This window comes from Oenococcus sp. (genome assembly GCF_047725585.1).
Classification (GTDB): Bacteria; Bacillota; Bacilli; order Lactobacillales; family Lactobacillaceae; genus Oenococcus; species Oenococcus kitaharae_A.
In genome coordinates, this window is record NZ_JBDNNF010000002.1 from 298,528 (window position 1) to 315,635 (window position 17,108).

Sequence of the window (17,108 nt, forward strand, 5' to 3'; positions counted from 1 at the left end):
GTCCGGATTGAATTACGGCAAAATAAATGACCAACTGCAGGAGACTGCCGACTATCGATCTACAAAAGGGCATTGAATTAAGAGTTTTTAATATTGTTTAGACTGTATGATGAGATTATGTCAACTAACAATAAAGCGATGAGTGATTTATTAAACGACTATAGTGCGTATCTTCGCAGTGAACGGGGCCTGCTGGAAAATTCTGTCAAAAGCTACCATCAAGATCTCTCAGAATTTACTGATTTTTTATGTCGTCAGCATTTGAGTTTGAATTCGGTTGATCGTTTTACAATTCTAAATTGGTTAAACGAGCAAAAAAAAGCTGGTAAATCAAATAATTCGATTGTCCACATGGTCAGTTCATTGAGAAAATTTTTTGCCTACCTAACTTTAGACAAACATTTGGCACAAAATCCAATGGAAAAAGTTACCACGCCCAAAAAGAGCAGTCATCTGCCACAGGTACTTTCCGCTGAAGAAATAGAAAAGTTATTGGCAGTGCCGGATATTTCAACGAAGCTCGGCCTAAGAAATCGCGCTATGCTTGAAACTATGTACGCAACTGGTTTTCGTGTTTCTGAAATTTGCAACCTGGAAATGGCTGATCTTCATGCTGATTTGGGCTTGGTCACGACGGTTGGAAAAGGTGAAAAACAACGCATTGTGCCGATTGGCGAAATTTCACTGCTCTATATTTCTAAATATTTAAAAGAATCACGCCCGCTGCTGACGGCCAAAAAGGAGAGTCCTTACTTATTTGTTAATAATCACGGTTCACAGCTTTCGCGTCAAGGCGTTTTTAAATTGATGAAGCAGTTTGCAAATCAGGCTGGTATCACTAAAGACATTAGTCCGCATACGCTTCGGCACTCTTTTGCTACTCATTTACTGGAAAATGGTGCCGATTTAAGAATTGTACAGGAATTACTTGGGCATTCGGATATTAGCACTACGCAAATTTATACGCAGGTCAGCGAAAAACATTTGCGCGATCAGTACAATAAATTTCATCCGCGCGCTAATTGACCTGATTAATGATGATAAAATGATGTTTGTGCCTCAGGAAAAACTAACAATCTCACTCAGCGATTTTAATGGTCCATTGGACCTGCTGCTTCACCTGATCCGCACGCAGGAGTTGGATATTTTTGACTTACCGATTGCAAAGGTGACTGATCAATTTTTACAGTTTATTCATCAGCAATTGACTCCTTCGTTAGACTCAGCAGGCGAGTATCTATACATGGCAGCCAACTTAATCAAAATCAAGTCGCGTTTTTTGCTTCCAACAGTCAATCAGGAGGCGGACCAAGAAGCTGAGAATGATCCTCGTTTGGAACTTGTTCAAACACTGCTTGAATATCAGCGTTATCAAGATGTCGTTGGCCAGATGTCTGAACTCCAGCAGCATCGTGCGCTTTCTTACACACGGCCTGTTGCACAAATACCAAGCGGCATTACGGTAGCGCCCTTATCTCCCGGAGTGACCCTGCAGGATCTTCAGCATGCTTTTTTAAGCATTTGGCAGCGTCGTTTACAAGAGAATCCAAAAAAAAGGCGAATCGAAAGGGAAACATTTTCTATCTCAGATAAAATTCATCAAATTAAAGAGCTGTTTCGAGATCGACTCTCAGATTTTCAGGTCGCCTTTGACCAGCTTTTCAAAGCTAAGCAGGATCCGGATGAAATGATTACGACTTTTTTAGCAATTTTAGAATTGGCCAAAGATCATTTTCTGCACATCAGCCAGAATGAGACGCAAGAAATATACATTGCTAAGAGGCTGGCTGAATGACGTATTTTGATGAGACAGCCGCATTAAAGGCCTTGATCTTTGTCGCAGGAGATGACGGCATCAGTTTAACAGATTTAAGCGATGTCACTGGGTTTGACCGCTCAGCAATTCAAGATTTATTGGCTTCGTCAGAAGAGAATATGGCAGCGGATTCCAAAAACCCGTTGCGGTTAGTCAAAAATGAGGATACTTACCGTTTAATCACTAAGGCAGACTTTGCACCTTTATTAAGCAAATATTATCAATCGCCAGTTGCTAGCAGCTTATCCAAGGCTAGTCTCGAAGCACTAACCATTATTGCTTATAAGCAGCCGGTCACACGACTAGAGGTCGATAAAATTCGTGGTGTCAATTCGTCCGGTGCTATCTCGCGTCTGCTTTTTCGAGACTTAATTCAGGAATCGGGCCGAAAAAATGAGATCGGCCGGCCGATTTTATACACAACAACCGTTTTTTTTCTAGACTATTTTGGTTTAAAGAATCTAAGCGACCTGCCAGCTCTGCCAGACCTTCAAAATCCCGATGATCTGGATATTGAAGATCAAGCTAATCTATTTTCTCAACGAAAATTTTTTGAAGAAGGGAAAAAATGAATGAATGAACCGCAAAGAGTTCAAAAACGTATCGCGCAGGCTGGTATTGCCTCGCGACGCAAGGCTGAACAGTTAATCATTGATGGCCAAGTAGCAGTCAATGGCAAAACGTTAACTAAGCTAGGGCGAAAGGTTACGGATCAGGACATTATTTCCGTGAATGGCCAAGTCATTAATAGCGAAAAGTTTGAATATTATCTGCTCAATAAACCCGCTGGTTATGTTTCTTCAAATAAAAGCTATCCGAATCAGCCTAGTGTTATCGGTTTGATTAACAGCCAATCACGCTTATTTTCAGTCGGACGGCTGGACCAGGACACGACAGGTGTGCTTCTCCTTACAAATGATGGATCACTGACTCAGAAATTAACACATCCAAAACACCGTATTAAGCGAATTTACGAAGCATTAGTTAAAGGTGTGCCGACCGAAAGCGAGTTAGCGGATTTGACCAAACCAATGAGATTTGACAATGAAATTTTTTTCCCGCAATCAGGCAAAATCATCGAGCAGATTAATCCGACACAAAGCCTATTGGAAGTGACTGTTGCCGAAGGAAAAAATCATGAAATAAAAAAAATCCTGCAGCATATCGGCCATCCGGTCATCAAATTGCATCGCAAAATGTTTGCCGGCATATCTTTGGGTCAATTAGAATCCGGGAAGTACCGAACGCTAACTCAGAAAGAGATTGAGAAATTAAAGCAATGACGAATAATAGAAGCGAACTTAGAAAATTAATGATTACAGTGCTGTTTTCCGCTGCAAGTTTTATTTTGATGGTGTTTCCGCAAATACCGATTATTCCCCAGGCTAGTTTTTTGGAATTGGAGCTTTCAATTATTCCTCTACTTCTTTTAAGCTATTTTGTTGGCCTTAAATATGGTCTTTTCGGTTTGATTTTACGTTCTTTGCTCCATTTAATTTTATTGAATAAAGGCGTTGCAACTTGGATCGGATTGACAACCAATATCGCAGCTGTGCTTGCTTTTATGCTAGTTTTTGTATGGTTGAGAAAACAGAATATTTGGCTGGCAGTCATCACTGCCACGGCAGCTTTGACAATTGTTGCGGTCATTGTAAACGTCGTCTTTGCGATTCCATTGTATGCACGATTTATGAATTTTGATATTAATAAAATTTTGGGCTTTTGGCAGTACATTTTGCTAATGGTTGTACCATTTAATATCATTCAAGGCTTGGTGTGGAGTGCTATTTATTATCCCATTGAACATTTCTTTACAAAAATTTTCAAGAATCGGCTATGATAGAATAAATTCTGTACGAGGTAGACATGAGCGACTTTCAACCATATGATCCAAATGAAGATAATAGTGAAAACGGTCAAAATAAGCGGAAAAGGCAGAGCAGTGCTGCGCCCTTTCAGCCATTAAATGACCGTTTTCCGGATAGCACTGCCAACGAAAATTCGCAAAGTTTTCAGCCGTTTTCACCAACTAGTTTTTCTAGTCAGCAAGGTGATGACAGCTTTGATTTTAGTGCGGCTGAAAAAGCATCGAGTTCCGATAGTTTTCAATCTTTTGATCAGCCATCAGCAGGATCGCCTTTTCAGCAGTCTGCTTCGGATTTTGATACAGACAAGCCATCGGAAACATATTTTCAGCATTCCGAACCAGCGACGAGTCAAGCCCCGGATTCTTTTAGAGGATATGAACAGCCGAATCAAGGGTTTACTAACGGCCAGCAGGAGCCATATTCGCAGTTCGATGCACAAGAGAACGATCATGATTTCGGCCGGCCTGTTAATAGCTATAATCCAAATAATTACAGCGGTAATCAACCAAATCAGCGATCAAGGCAGACTGCTTCCCGCAATACAAATCCAATTCCCAAAGGGGCTGCATCTCGCCTGAGCCGTAATTCTGTGGTTGCTCTCGTCATTGCTACTCTAATTATTCTGCTGGCGATTCCGGTAATCGGTTCAGTTGTTGGTGGACGTAAAGCAAATAATGATACTGGTACACCTTCAGTTGTGACCAACTCCAGCAGCAGTTCAACAAGCAGTCAAACTACGAGCAGCTCTTCTACAGCTAGTTCATCTGCTCCGGCAAGCTCAAGTTCGTCAGCTGCTCAAACTAGCACTAGCAGTAGTGCTGCAACTACCACGAGTTCATATACCGTTAAGGCAGGCGATACGCCTTATGCGATTGCAAAAGCGAATAATATGACAGTAGCCGAACTTTACCAATTAAATGGGTTGGCTGCAGGTGCGACCTTGCAGCCGGGACAGGTTTTGAAGGTCAATGGCAACTAAAATACAAATTGCTATTGATGGACCAGCTGGATCTGGCAAATCAACAATTGCCAAAATTATTGCGTCGAAATTTAATTACATTTATGTCGATACCGGTGCTATGTATCGCGCAGTAACGCTTTTTGCTAAATTAAATCAAATTGCATTTGAGGATGAGCAGCGCATTGCCGAATTAGTGGGCACAATCGCCTTAACTTTCGTACCAGCAGATCCAGTTCAACGAGTCATCTTAGATGGCAGGGATGTCACAGCAGACATCCGGTCAGAAGAGATTACAAATAATGTTTCACTTGTCTCTTCGTATGCAAAAGTGCGCGAGGAGATGACCGAACGACAGCGCCAGATGAGTGAAAATGCCTCAGTTGTCATGGATGGCCGTGATATAGGAACAACTGTCCTGCCAAAGGCACAAATTAAAATTTTCTTAGTGGCTAGCGTGGATGAACGTGCAAGACGGCGTTTTAAAGAGAATCAGGCAAAGGGCATGCCAACTAGCCTCGAGGATTTAAAACAGGAAATTATCGCACGGGATTATAAAGATTCTCATCGTTTAATCAGCCCATTAAGAAAGGCTGCAGATGCTATTGAGATTGATACAAGCACTCTGTCGATCGATCAAGTTGTCGAAAAAATTTCTCAAATTATTAAAACACGTGCATAGGCGCGTGTTTTCTGTATGCTTATATAGATGAGTAAAAAATATACAATTGCGATCGTTGGTCGCCCTAACGTTGGCAAATCCACTCTTTTCAATCGAATCGTTGGCAGCCGAAAAGCGATCGTTAACGATATCTCTGGCGTTACCCGCGATCGTTTATACGAAAAAGCAGAGTGGAATGGTGTCCAGTTTTCGCTAATTGATACAGGCGGTATTTCTGCATCTGAAGACGTTTTTGTTCGGGAGATCAAGGAACAGGCTGAATTAGCCATTGCAGAAGCGGATGCCATTATTTTCGTTGTAGATGGCCATAGCAGCCTGACACAGGACGATCAGCTGGTTGCCAAAATCCTTTATCGGTCTAAGCAAAAAGTTTATCTAGTTGTCAATCATCTAGATAATGCTGAACAGCACGATTATATTTACGATTTCTATGCACTTGGTTTAGGCGATCCGTATCCTGTTTCGGCTGTCCACGGAAACGGTGTCGGCGATCTTTTGGATCAAATTATTGATGATTTCAAGCAAAGCGATAACAGTACTACGGCGCCAACTGATGACGATGATCAAATTCGAATCGCAATTATTGGCCGGCCGAATGTTGGTAAGTCCTCTATTTTTAATGACTTAATTCAGCAGAACCGAGCGATTGTCAGCGATGTTCAAGGTACGACACGTGATGCTGTTGACGCACAGTTTCAAGATGATCAGGGTCAGCGTTTTGCCATCACGGATACAGCCGGTATCAGAAAATCGGGCAAGATTATTGAAAGTACTGAAAAATATGCTGTTTTGAGAGCTCAAATGGCTGTTGAGAACGCAGACGTTATTTTAGTGGTGATTGATGCGTCTGCCGGTATTCAGGACCAAGACAAGCATATTGCCGGCTTAGCGACTGATGAAGGACGTGCCGTCATCATCGTTGTCAATAAGTGGGATGCGATCGAAAAGGATGACCATTCCATGCAGGAATTCACAGCGTCCATTCGAGAAGAATTTAAATTCTTGGATTATGCACCGATTCTTTTCGTTTCTGCCAAAACAAAGCAGCGAATCCAACAGATTCCGGATATGGTTGTCCAAGTCGATAATAATCACAAAATGCGCATCCAATCCTCAATTTTGAATCAGACTATTTTGGACGCCTTAGCGCTGCATCCGACACCTACTAAAAACGGTAAACGACTTCGCGTATACTATGCAACACAAGTTGCTGTTGCACCACCGACTTTTGCAATTTTTGTTAATGATCCAAAATTAATGCATTTTAGCTATGAGAGATATTTAGAAAATCAGATTCGAGAAAATTTTGATTTTGCGGGTACACCGATTCGTTTGCGAATTCGTGCGAGAAAATGAATCGCATTTTCCTTCGTTTTCTATGACAAATTGGTTACAATTCGCGCTATGACGGGCTTTTCAGACCGTCTCTTGATATTTGACAGCTATTTTGTGTTAAATTCTTAATAGTGAAATGCATGGTAGTCGTGAATTTTACTAAATTTATAAACAGGAGAAACTATGGCAAATAAGCAAGAATTAGTCGATTCAGTTGCAAAAGCAACCGACCTCACTAAAAAAGATGCAACCGCTGCTGTTGATGCAGTCTTTGATTCAATCGCAAGTTTTTTGAAACAAGGCGAAAAAGTTCAATTGATCGGCTTTGGCAATTTTGAAGTTCGTGACCGCGCAGCTCGTACAGGCCGCAACCCGCAAACTGGTGCGGAGATTAAAATTCCTGCATCAAAAGTTCCAGCTTTCAAGCCTGGTAAGGCACTGAAAGATACTGTTAAGTAAAAACTCAAACCAGCCGATCGGCTGGTTTTTTATTATAGAATTAATTTATGACAAATTTTTCCAAACAAATTTTAGACAATATCGCAAACGCCAAGTTTGATAACCGACCGCTCATGGAAAAAGCGCTGCAGGCTGACTCGCTGGATACCTTGTCAGAGCTAACGAGCGAGCTGATTGAACAGGGTTTTACTGATGATGCACGTTTTGTTTTGGAAAATTTAAAACAAAATCACAGAGGTAATGATCAGATAAATTTAAATCTCGCAGAAATCTATATCGAAGACGGCGATGATGATCAGGCATTGTCCCTGCTGGAACTGATAAATAAAAATAGTGATTTATATCTTTCAGCCCAAATTGATAAGGCGGATCTTTATGAATCAGAAGGCCTGACCGAATCGGCGGAGGGTGTTTTGTTGGATTTACAGACAACGAGCGACAATCCTTTGGTCCGTTTTGCTCTTGCGGAATTTTATGATGCAGAAGGAGAGAGCGGCAAATCGGTACAGTTATACGATTATCTGATCAATCAAGGACAAAATCAGATTGCCGACATTAATCTACATGCGCGCTTAGCAGTGGCGCTAACTTCGAATGGTGAATTTGAAGAGGCCGTTTCTGAATTTGAAAAAATCGGTGTGAAAAATCTTTCTGCTAAAGAACTTAGCAATTTAGCCCAAGCTTATATGCAGACTAAAGAGCCCGATAAAGCAGAGGCTGTTTTAAAAGAGAATATGGAGAATGAGGAAGCAACTTTAGCTGATTATTTGAATCTCTCGGATATATATGAGCAGCGGGCAGATTATGAGCAGCAGATTCGTACACTGCAGTTGGCCAAATCCATCGATCCATATGATCTACAGACGCGTTTTCGCTTGGCTCTGGCACAAAGCCATTTGGGGCACTTTGATGACGCCGACAAAGAGCTGTCAGAAATCATTAAAAAAGACCCCTCAAAGACGGAAGCGATCAGTTTGTTAGCAAGCAACCTACTAGAGATAAAACGATACTCAGAGGTGATTTCTCTGCTAAATCAGCATCTGGAGGACGAAGAAATCGATCAGCATTATTTTTGGTATCTTGGTATGGCCTATTTCAACACAGACCAGCAGCAGCAGGCTGAAAAAAATCTCCTCCAGGTGTCGGACTATTTTGATGATCAGGCTGGTTTTTTGAAAGATGCTTTCTTTGTATTCAGAAATACTGATTTGCAGCGTTCTCAAAAGTTTTTGGCAAAATATCTAAAACTTGTTCCTGATGATTTTGATATGGAGAATTATTTAGCCGAATGAAACTTGAATTATCAGAAAAATTCAAACGAGCTGTCCCGGTTCTCGATGAATTAGAAAAACATGGCTACCAGGCTTTTTTTGTTGGCGGATCTGTTCGAGATGCCATTTTGGGACGTCTAATCAATGATATTGACATTACGACTGATGCGACCCCATCAGAGATGAAAGAAATCTTTAAAACGGCCGATCACTATGCGGGTGAAAAACACGGGACTGATCTTGTTTTTTTTCAGCATGAAAATTATGAAATCACGACTTTCCGAGTTGACGGTCAGTATTTGGATAATCGGCATCCAGACAAAGTCTTCTTTACTAGAAAATTAGTCGATGACCTTGCTAGACGAGATTTCACAATCAACGCATTTGCGATGAATCAGCAGGGTCAAGTGTTTGATTATTTTGACGGGCTCACCGATCTTGCAAATCAGACAATTAAAACCGTGGGAGAAGCTGACCAGCGATTCTCGGAAGATGCGCTCCGCATTCTGAGGGCATTTCGTTTTTCCAGCCAGCTTAATTTTGCTATTGACCCGTCAACTTTGGCTGCGGCAGGGGATATGAAAGCCAATCTTCAGACGATTGCAGTCGAGCGTATATACTCAGAATTCACAAAGCTTCTTTCCGGTACCAATCCGGGCCGATCACTATCGCAAATGTTTCAAATCGGCATCGTAAATTTTCTGCCAGGCCATCAATTGCTAGAGTCGACTCAAGGTGTGTTTACCAACTATCCGGGCAGCGGACAGAGTGAAGATGCAGTTAATTGGGTAAAATTCATTTACCTCAGTCATTTAAAATCAAATAAATTAGTTCATTATCTCAAGCAATGGAAAATGAGCCGCCATTTGGAGACACAAATACTTGCTTCAATCAATTTTTTGTCCAAAAAAGATATTGATAATCTAGATCTCTATGAAATAGGCAAAACAATTCACATTGCACTGCGGGCGGTTCCTAGACCTGATTCTCAACAATTATTAGATCGTTTTGCGAATTTGCCCATGCACAAAGATAATGAGTTACAGCTGGATGGTCAAGATTTGATGACTTTAAAGATTCCAAAGGGTCCAGTCTATGGGCAAATTCTTTCCGATCTGAAGAATAAAGTTCTTTTGTCCGAAATTAAAAATACACGGGAAATTTTACTAGAAGAGGCATTACATGATTACAGCGATTTGGGCACAATCGAAAAATAACGTGATTGGTAATCAGGGAAAACTGCCTTGGTCGCTGCCGGATGATTTAAAATTCTTCAAACAGCAGACAACAGGCAAGGCAATTGTGATGGGGAGAAAAACTTTTGAGTCATTTGGTTCCAGGGCATTGCCAAATCGTTTGAATATTATCTTGACACATAACCAAAATTTCTCTGTGGCTGATGACAAAATCAAAATTGTGCATTCTCCCAAAGAGGCTATAGAGCTTGCCAAAAAAGCAAATCTGCCTTTATATGTGATTGGTGGTGCGGCTGTTTACCAGACTTTTTTAGAACAGACTGATTGTTTGCTTGTCACTCTGGTTAACACGGAAATTGCTGGAGATACCTTCGCGCCTCAAGTGGATCCCGAAATATTTTATTTAGCATCACAAAAGCATCATGATATTGATAACAAACACGCGTATTCTTTTGATTTTCTAACGTATTTACGGAAAGAGGCATCTGATCAAGTATAATTTTCTATATGCCAATGATTAAAATTGTGACGGATTCATCTGCTGCATTAACAGATGAAGAAATACAAAAGTACGATATCAGCGTTGTGCCGCTTCAAGTAACAATTGATGATGAAAATTATTTAGAGGGTGTTGATATTACCCGCGAAGCGTTTTTCAAAAAAATGGAGACTGAAAAAAAGCTTCCTAAGTCAAGCCAACCAGCTGTTATTAATTTTTATGATGCTTACGAAAATATTTTAAATCGCTATCCCAGCGCTCAGATATTGAGTATTCACATGAGCCTGGGTTTATCAGGAACCGGCCAGACAGCTGCGGCCGTCGCCAAAGATTTTCCGGGGAAAGTTACTTTTTTGGACTCGCATTCGATTGATCGCGGTTTATCATTTCAGGTTTTGACAGCCGCAAAAATGGCCGAGGAAGGCAAAACAATTTCAGAAATCGAACAGGCGCTTGCGAAGATTAAGAACCAGACACGTATTTATCTCAGCCTAGAATCGTTGAAAAATTTGATTGCCGGTGGTCGGATCAGCCGTGCCAGCGGTTTAGTCGGTTCACTTTTAAATATCAAAGTCGGAATTGAATTTATCGATGATTCCATTAAGACGATTTCTAAGGGCCGAGGTGAAAAGTCCATCAATCAGTTTTTTGACCAGGTTATTGCAGGCATGCAGAAATTGCACAAAATTTCTGAAATTGGTATTTCACACGTCGATGCTGATATTAAAGCCAGCGAAATGGCCAAACGTTTGCACAATTTGTTTCCCGACACACCGATTGTGAAAATGGGCACCGCACCAATTATTGCGACGCATACCGGTATCGGCACACTTTGCATTCTGTATTATGGTGAGTAATTGCGGCATTTTTTAAAAATTTGTCTGGCTTTCTTTTTTGGAATTTTGGTCATTACAGTGTTGGGCTTTTTTTTCGTATCCAAAAATCAGACTGATAATTCAATACGCAGCAATGATAAGCAACATATTTTTGTCGTTTTTTTAGGTGACTCATTAACTTATGGTGTCGGCGATCAAGCTGGAGAACAAGGCTATACAGGCAGAACGATCAAATTATTGGAAAAGACTTTTCCAGAATATCGTTTCAGCTTCGAGAATTTTGGCAAACCTGGTGATCGATCAGATCAAATTTTAAAGCGCCTGAATGGTTCGGTTCAACAACAAGCAGCAGTCAAAAAAGCCGATGTGCTGGTTATGACAGTTGGTGGTAATGATTTAAGACAGCAATTTCTGCGATATGCGAATGCTGAGGACCCAAATAAACTGAGTCGAGACATTCAAAAGGGGCAGGAAAACTACGAGCAATCACTGTCTCGTTTGTTGAACCGCATCCATGATTTACGAACGCAAACGCCTTTGTTTCTATTTGGAAATTACAATCCGATCTTCGTGAATACTGCCAGCCGAAGTGATATTAATCAGGATGTTCAGGGCTATAATTCGATCAACAAAAAATTAGTTGAGTCGCAGCGGGATGGTCATTATCTCTCAGTTTTCCGGCAATTGACCTACGGTCAATATCAAAGCAGGACACAAATCAGGCAATTGGCTAAAGAGGACCGTATTTACAATGGGCAGTTGGCCAATCCGCTTCAGTCTGCTTTATTAAGGGGCAAAGATAAAATAAAAAATAATTACATTTCGTCTGCTGACCATTTTCACCCAAATAACTTGGGGTACGATTATATGTCAAAGACGCTATTTAATTCGATGCGAGATTATAATCAATGGCAAAAGAAGTAAAAAAAAGAAGAGGTGCTTGGTTTTGGGCTTTTTGGGTCTTATTACTGACACTGCTGCTATCAATCGTACTTGTTCTAACGGCACTTTTCCGTGCCGGAGATCAAAGCGGATTTTCAAGCCAGCCGCTTACACAAAGCCAGGCTAGTTTTGATGTTGTACTGACACGGACGCAGGTCAATGCTATTTCTGCGAAATTTTTAAAAGAGCAGAAAATCAAGAATTTATCTTTAGATGTTGGTACACAGCAGGCAGACCTCTATGGCAGTGTTAAATTTTTGGGAAGCAACATCAATGTTGGTGTTGCATTCACTCCAAGCGTGGCAGCAGACGGCAGTATCCTTTTAAGAGCCAAAAGGCTGGTAGCTGGATCGATGCCTTTACCAATTTCTTTTGTATTGCGTTATATTGATTCAGCAGCCAATTTACCAAAATTTGTGAACATCAATGCCACTAAGAAAACCATTAGAATTGATGTTAGCAGGATGAAGACTGGTAAACTTTTGGCTTTCAAAGCTAAAACAATCGATTTAAAGAAGGACAAAATTATTTTTCAAGGTGATCTAAAATGAGAAGTCGGAGTTTTTATCAATGGTTAATGACGCAAAGAAAGCCAGAGGACGCCGATGAAGTACAGGAATTTGCCAACGCGGCTTTTTATGATACGGCTTTTCCAAAACAATCACAGGATTTTGATGAGATTTCCAAATACCTGGAAGAAAATGGCAGTTATTTGATGAGTATGCAGATTTTCGACGAAGCGTGGCATCGTTTTTTGGCATCAGAGGAGGAATTATGACACAACAAATTCAGTGGTTTCCCGGTCATATGGCCAAGACGATCCGTGAAATCGGCGAACAGATGAAGCTGGTTGATTTTAGTTTGGAAATTGTTGACGCTCGTGCGCCTGAATCAACACAAAACCCTCGGATTATGGATTCAATCTCTGTTAAACCGGTTTTTTTGATTTTAAATAAGATTGACTTGGCCGATGCTCGCCAGGTCCACAAATTCGTTGCTGCCAACAAAAACAAGTTTGCCGGCATTTTGACTACCGATGCAAAAATGGGCTTATTATCAAAAGACTTTCTTCGTCAGCTCAAAACGAATCCAATCTATGCCAAAATGGTTGAAAATAAAAAAACCGCCAGTCTAAAAGCGCTGGTTGTTGGAACACCAAACGTTGGAAAATCCACTTTTATCAATCATTTAGCTGGCAAAAATATCGCCCGTACGGCCAACACGCCAGGCGTGACGCGTTTTCTGTATTGGATTAGAACTAAATATGATCTTGATTTTTTGGATACACCAGGTCTATTATGGCCAAAATTCGAAAATCAGGAAATTGGCACCAAAATCGGCATTCTCGGCGGTATCAAAGATACGTTATTAGCGCCGGATGATTTGGCTCTGTGGTTGATTTCTTTTATCCAGAAAAATTATCCGACTGCTATTGCGACAAGGTACAAAATCAGTCATTTTCCACTTGATAATCCGATCGCTGCGCTCATGTCAATTACGAGTCAGCTAGGCATGCGCCAAGATTTTGAAAAAGCCAGCCTAAAAATTATTAATGATTTTCGTTCTGGCAAGTTTGACCAAATTTCACTTGATTTTTACGGTGATGATTATATTGAGAATTGAGTAAATGAAGATAGCCGATATACGCGCTGATTTTCCAGCGCGTTTTCAATTTGAAAATGAATTAAGGATGGCTGGTTTTCCAATCATTGCCGGAATTGATGAAGTTGGCCGCGGTTGTGTTGCGGGGCCGGTGATTGCCTGTGCCTGCATTCTTCCGGCCGATTTTTCACTGTCCGAAACTTTTGACTCAAAGAGCCTCACTAAAATTAGGCGTCTTGCGATTGAAGCGGAGCTGAAAAAGTCGGTTTCGGACTTTGCATTTGGTGAGGTACCGGCCGCTGAAATTGATCGAATTAATATTTATCAAGCAGCTAGGCTGGCGATGAAAAAAGCTGTTTTGGCACTGCACACTGAACCATCCGCTTTAGTGATTGATGCAATGTCTGTCGATTTGCCCCTTAAACAAGTCAAAATCATCCATGGCGACCGATTATCTAATTCGATTGCAGCGGCTTCGATCCTTGCAAAGGGTCATAGAGACCAAATCATGGCCAAAATGGCTGAAAAATACCCTGGTTACGGTTTTGAACGTAATGTTGGGTATTTGACAAAGGAAGGCAGGAAAGCGCTTTTAGAGTACGGAATCACGCCAATACATAGAAAAACATTTGCACCAGTTTCAAATCTATTGAAATAAAACGTAATACATAGCAGGAGGCAACATGAAACTCAGAGAATACCTGCTGCTTTTGCATACTGTTTTAACGACGCCGAAGCAGGAACATTTTATTTATGACTATCTCGTTAATAATCAGATCGCGGAGAAAGATTTGCCGCTGAGGCGGACCGAATTTACAGATTTATTAATGAAATATGACAACTATCATTTTTTGCAAACATCTGTCGTGAATGATTACATGACGTTAGCTGAAAATTTTGTGAATTTCAAAGAGAAATATGCACAATTACCATTTCTAGCCATCTGTGATAGTCAATATCCCCGACAATTGAGAGAATCCTACGAAGCACCTGTCATTCTGTTTTATCAAGGTGATCTTGCATATCTGTCTGCGCCTTTGCTGACGATTGTCGGCACTAGAACCATGTCGGACTACGGGCGAAAAACATTAGAGGCATTTATTCCGGAATTAACTGCTGCCGGTGTCACAATCGTTTCGGGACTGGCAAAGGGCGTTGAAGCTTATGCGCAACAGTTGGCAATAGCTGAAAATGGCAGGACTATCGCAGTGATCGGAAACGGTTTAGACATCTGTTATCCTGCTGAAAATCGCAGCCTGCAGCATCAAATTGGTGAAAAGGGGTTATTACTTTCGGAATATTTTCCGGAGGTCAGACCTAAACAACACCATTTCCCCGCTAGAAACCGTATTTTGGCAGCTTTGTCATCTGCAACCCTCGTCATCGAAGCACAAGAACGTTCCGGCAGCCTGATCACGGCCGCATATGCGACACAGGAAAATAGGAACGTACTAGCAGTCCCTGGCAACATTAATGGCGGCTGTTCTGCCGGAACTAATCAGCTAATTGCGGCTGGTGCGCGTCCCGCTTTAAAACTTGACGATATTTTAAATGAAATTATCTGTTACTAATTTAGATACTTGACAGCTAGTGTAGACTGATATTCGTGGCAACTAAAAAAACAAAAGCAAAAAAACTAGTCATCGTTGAAAGCCCGGCCAAGGCACGCACGATTGAGAATTATCTAGGCAAAGACTACGAGGTTTTGGCCTCAATGGGGCATATTCGTGATCTTCCTAAATCTCAGCTTGGCGTCGATACGAACAATAACTATGAACCGAGATATATTAATATTCGCGGCAAAGCGCCGCTGATCAATTCGTTGAAAAAAGCTGCTAAGGCTGCCTCTACCGTTTACGTGGCTTCTGACCCGGATCGTGAAGGCGAAGCAATCGCTTGGCATTTAGGACATATCCTTGGTCTTCCTGAGGATGGCAAGAATCGTGTCACTTTTAACGAAATTACAAAGCCTGCCGTTAAAGAGGCCTTTAAGCATCCCCGCAGTATCGAACATGATTTGGTTGATGCGCAGCAGGCGCGACGTGTCTTGGACCGTTTAGTCGGTTATTCGATCAGTCCGATCCTTTGGCAGAAAGTTAAACGTGGTTTATCAGCGGGTCGCGTGCAATCAGTTGCGCTGGGATTAATTCTCGATAAAGAGAAAGAGATTTCAGCATTCGTACCTGAGGAATATTGGAGTCTAGCGGCAATATTTAAAGCAGGCAGACAAGAATTTTCAGCTGATTTCTATGGTTTGAATGGCAAAAAAACCAAATTAGAAAGACAGTCTGCTGTCGCTGAAGTTCTCAAACAGATTGATACAAAAAAAGATTTTGAAATTAGCGACCTGCAAACCAAAGAGTCGAAAAGGAATGCACCAAATCCGTTTACAACTTCAACTTTGCAGCAGACAGCTAACTCGCAGTTGAATTTTCATGCCCGGAAAACCATGCAGATTGCACAGGGCTTGTACGAAGGAATCAGTTTGCCGAAAATCGGTCACGTGGGCCTGATTACGTATATGCGTACCGATTCTACTCGCTTGTCGCAAACGGCACAGGAAATGGCGAAGGACTTCATTTTGGCGGAATTCGGTGAAAATTATTATCATCGCCATAACTTGGTCAAAAAATCAGATTCGATTCAGGATGCCCACGAAGCTGTCCGGCCGACAGATGTTAAGCGCACGCCGGAGTCTTTGAAAACGATTCTCACGCGCGACCAATACCGCCTTTACAATCTTATCTGGTCACGCTTTGTCGCTAGCCAAATGAGCGAACAAAAACTTGAAAATCAATCACTTATGATTGTCCAAAAACAAGCAACATGGCGAGCAACTGGCATTAAGGTTCTATTTGACGGCTGGACGAAAGTGATGAAGACGTCATCGACGAAAAATAATATTCTGCCAGCTTTAAAAATCGGTGATCACGTTCAAATGGTTTCCAATCTGCCTGAACAGCACTTTACTCAGCCACCGGCGAGATATACTGAAGCAACTTTGATTCGCGCTCTAGAGGAACTTGGCGTCGGCCGTCCTTCGACTTATGCGCCAACAATGGATACGCTGCAAAGGCGCGGTTATATTGGTTTTGATCAGAAGAAAATTGTGCCAACCGATTTGGGTGACATCGTTCAAGGTGTGGTCGTTAAATCTTTTCCAGAAGTGACTGATAAAAAATTCACCTCCAAGATTGAGAGCGAGTTGGATAAAGTCGAGACTGGCAGTGCAAAATGGCAAAAAGTGATTGATGAATTCTATCGACCCTTCAGTAAAGAAGTTGATGCAGCTGTTGAAAACTTAGAAAAAGTCCCAATCTATGACCGGATCGCGCCGGAATTGTGTGATAACTGCGGCGGTTTGATGGTCATTCGGCGATCAAGGCGAGGCGAGTTTTATGCTTGTGCACGTTTTCCTGATTGTCATGGCACTAAATCGATTGTTGAACAAATTGGCATGAAATGTCCGAAATGCGGTATTGGCGATGTGGTCGTCAAACACACAAAACGCGGACGTGTCTTTTATGGTTGTTCACGTTATCCGGAATGCGACTTTGCAAGCTGGACAAAACCAAAACCGGCTGAAGATAGTGATGACACACAGACAGAAGTAAAAAGCAGTAATTAAAAACCTTTCATTTTTA

20 protein-coding genes are annotated in these 17,108 nt (G+C 41.5%); all 20 read left to right on the top strand.

Features of this window, described 5'->3' with window-relative positions:
* Positions 1-117: 117 nt before the first annotated feature.
* The 20 genes from xerD (at position 118) to topA (ending at position 17,092) form a co-directional block, all read left to right on the top strand.
* On the top strand, positions 118-1,026 hold the full coding sequence (gene xerD / locus ABF487_RS03925) for a site-specific tyrosine recombinase XerD (RefSeq protein WP_263778877.1): 909 nt from the start codon (positions 118-120) through the stop codon (positions 1,024-1,026).
* A gap of 19 nt (positions 1,027-1,045) precedes the next feature.
* On the top strand, positions 1,046-1,795 hold the full coding sequence (locus ABF487_RS03930) for a segregation and condensation protein A (RefSeq protein ID WP_415634532.1): 750 nt from the start codon (positions 1,046-1,048) through the stop codon (positions 1,793-1,795).
* The gene (gene scpB / locus ABF487_RS03935) at positions 1,792-2,388 is read left to right on the top strand and encodes an SMC-Scp complex subunit ScpB (RefSeq protein WP_415634533.1); all 597 of its coding nucleotides are present in this window, start codon (positions 1,792-1,794) and stop codon (positions 2,386-2,388) included. The genes ABF487_RS03930 and scpB overlap by 4 nt, the downstream gene beginning before the upstream one ends.
* Entirely contained in the window at positions 2,389-3,099 is a 711-nt protein-coding gene (locus ABF487_RS03940; RefSeq protein ID WP_415633046.1) for a pseudouridine synthase, read from the top strand.
* On the top strand, positions 3,096-3,656 hold the full coding sequence (locus ABF487_RS03945; RefSeq protein WP_263778880.1) for an ECF transporter S component: 561 nt from the start codon (positions 3,096-3,098) through the stop codon (positions 3,654-3,656). Before ABF487_RS03940 ends, ABF487_RS03945 begins: the two co-directional genes overlap by 4 nt.
* Positions 3,657-3,682: 26 nt before the next feature.
* Positions 3,683-4,663, top strand: a complete 981-nt coding sequence (locus ABF487_RS03950) for a LysM peptidoglycan-binding domain-containing protein (RefSeq protein WP_415634534.1) — start codon at positions 3,683-3,685, stop codon at positions 4,661-4,663.
* Positions 4,653-5,324: a (d)CMP kinase gene (cmk, locus tag ABF487_RS03955; protein ID WP_415625299.1), complete on the top strand. Its 672-nt coding sequence runs from the start codon at positions 4,653-4,655 to the stop codon at positions 5,322-5,324. The genes ABF487_RS03950 and cmk overlap by 11 nt, the downstream gene beginning before the upstream one ends.
* 27 nt (positions 5,325-5,351) lie before the next feature.
* Positions 5,352-6,680 (top strand): ribosome biogenesis GTPase Der, encoded by a 1,329-nt coding sequence (der, locus tag ABF487_RS03960; RefSeq protein ID WP_415634535.1) that lies wholly within the window; start codon positions 5,352-5,354, stop codon positions 6,678-6,680.
* 162 nt (positions 6,681-6,842) lie between these two features.
* Positions 6,843-7,118, top strand: a complete 276-nt coding sequence (locus ABF487_RS03965; RefSeq protein ID WP_007746485.1) for an HU family DNA-binding protein — start codon at positions 6,843-6,845, stop codon at positions 7,116-7,118.
* Between the two features lie 47 nt (positions 7,119-7,165).
* Positions 7,166-8,410: a tetratricopeptide repeat protein gene (locus ABF487_RS03970; RefSeq protein WP_415625301.1), complete on the top strand. Its 1,245-nt coding sequence runs from the start codon at positions 7,166-7,168 to the stop codon at positions 8,408-8,410.
* Positions 8,407-9,606, top strand: a complete 1,200-nt coding sequence (locus tag ABF487_RS03975) for a CCA tRNA nucleotidyltransferase (RefSeq protein ID WP_415634536.1) — start codon at positions 8,407-8,409, stop codon at positions 9,604-9,606. The genes ABF487_RS03970 and ABF487_RS03975 overlap by 4 nt, the downstream gene beginning before the upstream one ends.
* Positions 9,572-10,084, top strand: a complete 513-nt coding sequence (locus tag ABF487_RS03980; protein WP_263778886.1) for a dihydrofolate reductase — start codon at positions 9,572-9,574, stop codon at positions 10,082-10,084. Before ABF487_RS03975 ends, ABF487_RS03980 begins: the two co-directional genes overlap by 35 nt.
* Before the next feature lie 8 nt (positions 10,085-10,092).
* A complete protein-coding gene (locus ABF487_RS03985; protein WP_263778887.1) occupies positions 10,093-10,941 on the top strand; it encodes a DegV family protein in 849 nt (282 codons plus the stop codon).
* The gene (locus tag ABF487_RS03990; protein ID WP_415625302.1) at positions 10,942-11,844 is read left to right on the top strand and encodes a GDSL-type esterase/lipase family protein; all 903 of its coding nucleotides are present in this window, start codon (positions 10,942-10,944) and stop codon (positions 11,842-11,844) included.
* Entirely contained in the window at positions 11,829-12,413 is a 585-nt protein-coding gene (locus ABF487_RS03995; protein WP_263778889.1) for a YpmS family protein, read from the top strand. The genes ABF487_RS03990 and ABF487_RS03995 overlap by 16 nt, the downstream gene beginning before the upstream one ends.
* Complete coding sequence (locus ABF487_RS04000; protein WP_415625303.1) at positions 12,410-12,640, top strand: YozE family protein; 231 nt, start codon at positions 12,410-12,412, stop codon at positions 12,638-12,640. Before ABF487_RS03995 ends, ABF487_RS04000 begins: the two co-directional genes overlap by 4 nt.
* Positions 12,637-13,485 (top strand): ribosome biogenesis GTPase YlqF, encoded by an 849-nt coding sequence (gene ylqF, locus ABF487_RS04005; protein WP_415634537.1) that lies wholly within the window; start codon positions 12,637-12,639, stop codon positions 13,483-13,485. The genes ABF487_RS04000 and ylqF overlap by 4 nt, the downstream gene beginning before the upstream one ends.
* Positions 13,486-13,489: 4 nt before the next feature.
* Positions 13,490-14,122 carry a ribonuclease HII gene (locus ABF487_RS04010; RefSeq protein ID WP_263778892.1) on the top strand — a complete coding sequence of 211 codons (633 nt, stop codon included), beginning with the start codon at positions 13,490-13,492 and terminating at the stop codon, positions 14,120-14,122.
* Positions 14,123-14,147: 25 nt separating this feature from the next.
* Positions 14,148-15,035 (top strand): DNA-processing protein DprA, encoded by an 888-nt coding sequence (gene dprA, locus ABF487_RS04015; protein WP_415634538.1) that lies wholly within the window; start codon positions 14,148-14,150, stop codon positions 15,033-15,035.
* A 35-nt stretch (positions 15,036-15,070) separates the two neighbouring features.
* Entirely contained in the window at positions 15,071-17,092 is a 2,022-nt protein-coding gene (gene topA, locus ABF487_RS04020) for a type I DNA topoisomerase (RefSeq protein WP_263778894.1), read from the top strand.
* Positions 17,093-17,108 lie beyond the last annotated feature (16 nt).

Excerpts from the sequence above, each read along its gene's own strand:
- ABF487_RS03975 (WP_415634536.1), top strand. The coding sequence starts at position 8,407 with ATGAAACTTGAATTATCAGAAAAATTCAAACGAGCTGTCCCGGTTCTC.
- der (WP_415634535.1), top strand. The coding sequence starts at position 5,352 with ATGAGTAAAAAATATACAATTGCGATCGTTGGTCGCCCTAACGTTGGC.
- ylqF (WP_415634537.1), top strand. The coding sequence starts at position 12,637 with ATGACACAACAAATTCAGTGGTTTCCCGGTCATATGGCCAAGACGATC.
- dprA (WP_415634538.1), top strand. The coding sequence starts at position 14,148 with ATGAAACTCAGAGAATACCTGCTGCTTTTGCATACTGTTTTAACGACG.
- ABF487_RS03940 (WP_415633046.1), top strand. The coding sequence starts at position 2,389 with ATGAATGAACCGCAAAGAGTTCAAAAACGTATCGCGCAGGCTGGTATT.
- xerD (WP_263778877.1), top strand. The coding sequence starts at position 118 with ATGTCAACTAACAATAAAGCGATGAGTGATTTATTAAACGACTATAGT.
- ABF487_RS04010 (WP_263778892.1), top strand. The coding sequence starts at position 13,490 with ATGAAGATAGCCGATATACGCGCTGATTTTCCAGCGCGTTTTCAATTT.
- scpB (WP_415634533.1), top strand. The coding sequence starts at position 1,792 with ATGACGTATTTTGATGAGACAGCCGCATTAAAGGCCTTGATCTTTGTC.
- ABF487_RS03980 (WP_263778886.1), top strand. The coding sequence starts at position 9,572 with ATGATTACAGCGATTTGGGCACAATCGAAAAATAACGTGATTGGTAAT.
- ABF487_RS04000 (WP_415625303.1), top strand. The coding sequence starts at position 12,410 with ATGAGAAGTCGGAGTTTTTATCAATGGTTAATGACGCAAAGAAAGCCA.
- ABF487_RS03965 (WP_007746485.1), top strand. The coding sequence starts at position 6,843 with ATGGCAAATAAGCAAGAATTAGTCGATTCAGTTGCAAAAGCAACCGAC.
- cmk (WP_415625299.1), top strand. The coding sequence starts at position 4,653 with ATGGCAACTAAAATACAAATTGCTATTGATGGACCAGCTGGATCTGGC.
- ABF487_RS03950 (WP_415634534.1), top strand. The coding sequence starts at position 3,683 with ATGAGCGACTTTCAACCATATGATCCAAATGAAGATAATAGTGAAAAC.
- ABF487_RS03930 (WP_415634532.1), top strand. The coding sequence starts at position 1,046 with ATGATGTTTGTGCCTCAGGAAAAACTAACAATCTCACTCAGCGATTTT.
- ABF487_RS03970 (WP_415625301.1), top strand. The coding sequence starts at position 7,166 with ATGACAAATTTTTCCAAACAAATTTTAGACAATATCGCAAACGCCAAG.
- ABF487_RS03945 (WP_263778880.1), top strand. The coding sequence starts at position 3,096 with ATGACGAATAATAGAAGCGAACTTAGAAAATTAATGATTACAGTGCTG.
- ABF487_RS03995 (WP_263778889.1), top strand. The coding sequence starts at position 11,829 with ATGGCAAAAGAAGTAAAAAAAAGAAGAGGTGCTTGGTTTTGGGCTTTT.
- ABF487_RS03985 (WP_263778887.1), top strand. The coding sequence starts at position 10,093 with ATGCCAATGATTAAAATTGTGACGGATTCATCTGCTGCATTAACAGAT.